General features: G+C 71.0%; 2 protein-coding genes. Both read right to left on the reverse strand.

The annotated features are described in order from the left end of the window. Positions 1-592: ATP-binding protein (locus ACWEQL_RS42285; RefSeq protein WP_452156923.1), on the reverse strand; the 592-nt coding region annotated here is incomplete at its 3' end. Then, on the reverse strand, positions 592-1860 hold the full coding sequence (gene istA, locus ACWEQL_RS42290; protein ID WP_452156925.1) for an IS21 family transposase: 1269 nt from the start codon (positions 1858-1860) through the stop codon (positions 592-594). The genes istA and ACWEQL_RS42285, both read right to left, overlap by 1 nt. Positions 1861-1969 lie beyond the last annotated feature (109 nt).

Raw genomic sequence — 1969 nt, forward strand, 5'->3', positions numbered from 1 at the left:
AGCCGACCTCGTCGATCACGATCAGCGGGTAACGGCCGAGCCGGACGAGTTCGTCCTGGAGCCGTCCGGCCTGGTGGGCGGCAGCGAGCCGGTCGACCCACTGGGCGGCGGTGGCGAACGCGACGCGGTGGCCGGCCTGGCAGGCCCGGACCGCGAGTCCGGTGGCCAGGTGGGTCTTGCCGGTGCCCGGCGGACCGAGGAAGACCACGTTCTCCTTGGCCGCTATGAAGTCCAATGTTCCCAGATGAGCGAGTTGTTGGCGCGTCATGCCTCGCAGATGGGCGAGGTCGAGCTCCTCGATGGTCTTGACCGCCGGGAAACGGGCCGCTCGGATTCGGCCCTCGCCGCCGTGGCTGTCGCGGGCGGAGACCTCGCGCTGCAGACAGGCGACCAGGTACTCGGTGTGGGTCCAGGACTCGGTGCGGGCGCGCTCCGCCAGGCGCTCGGCGGCGTCCAGCAGCGCGGGGGCTTTCATCGCGCGGGCGAGGAAAGCCAGGTCGGCGGCGGTCTGCCGGCCTGTTCGGGCGTCCCGGCCGTTCTGCTTGGCCGTGTCGGTGGTGGTGCGGCTGGTGGCGGCCTGGGTGCGGGCCATCAGAGGTCCTCCTTTCCGGCGCCGCCCTCGATGAGGGTGAACATGCGGTCATAGGAGTGGAGTTCGCGTTGTTCGACCTCGATACCGAGACTGTCCGGGGCCAGTAGGGCGGCCCGGGCGGTGGCCGCGCGGGCCGTCTGCTGGTGAACGGTCTCGCCGCGCAGGATCTCTGCCGCGGCGGCGTGCTCGGGATCGGTGATGGTCTGGTGCCTTGCCCAGCAGCGGGCGTGTCGGGCGGCGACGTCATCGCCGCAGGTGACGGTGATTTCCTCGGTGTCGGCGCGGACCATCACGCGGTGGCCGATGGCGCGGGGGTGGACGGAGTAGTCGCAGGTGTCGACGCGGATGTAGTGGTCGCGGCCGATGCGGGTGTGGAACCGCCACCAGGTGGGCGGGGTGACCGGCGGGACGGTCAGCATCGCGGAGCGGTCGGCCTCCCAGCGTTCGATGGGCCTGGCGCCGATGGAGCGGTGCTGTCTGCGGTTGGCGATCTGCAGCCAGGCGCCGAGCTGGGCGTTGAAGTCGTCCGGGCCGGTGAAGGTCCGCCCGGGCAGGAAACTGGTCTCCAGGTAGCCGTTCGCGCGCTCGACCAGGCCCTTCGCCTCGGGGTCGCGGGGCCGGCAGAGGTGCACCTTGACCGCGAGGAGTCCGGCGAATGCGGCGAACTCGCTGGTCAGCCTGCCTCTGCCGACGCCCGGCTCGTTGTCCCAGACCAGCATCCTGGGAACGGCGCCCCAGCCGTCGGCGAGCAGGCGCCAGTGGCCGTCGATCAGGTCGCCGCTCTGCCGCGAGGGCAGCATCCGGGCGGTGATCACCCGGGAGTAGCCGGAGACGATGACCAGGACCGGCGGGCGCCCGCACTGCCCGTAGCCGAGCGGGACGTCGACCGGCGGGAACCACAGGTCGCACTGGGCGAGCTCACCGGGCTGGTAGACGGTTCTGGAGACCGGGTCGACCGGCAGGTAGGCGGGCCGCAGCTCTCGCACCCGTTCACGCAGGATCGTCAGCCCGCGGTCCCAGCCGATCCGTTCCGCGATCACCGTGACCGGCATCGTCGGCGTCAGTTTCAGCAGTTCCCGGATCGCCGGCTCCACCGCGTCGACCGCCGAGCCCTTCAACGGTCGCTGGTATTTCGGCGGCCGGTCCGAGGCCAGCGCCCGTGACACCGTGCCGCGAGAGATCCCCAGCTGCCGGGCAACGGCCCGGGCCGACAGGCCCTCCGCCCGGTGCAACCGGCGAATCTCGGCCCAGTCCTCCACGCGGATCACCCTCTCTTCCTCCTGACCTCCGAGCATTGAAGCCAGGATGATCAAGAGATCGCAGACCGGCCCGCTTTTGATCCGCCGTTCGTGGCCCTCGTTTCACCCGTTGCCGACA

The sequence above is a fragment of the Kitasatospora sp. NPDC004240 genome (assembly GCF_053603215.1).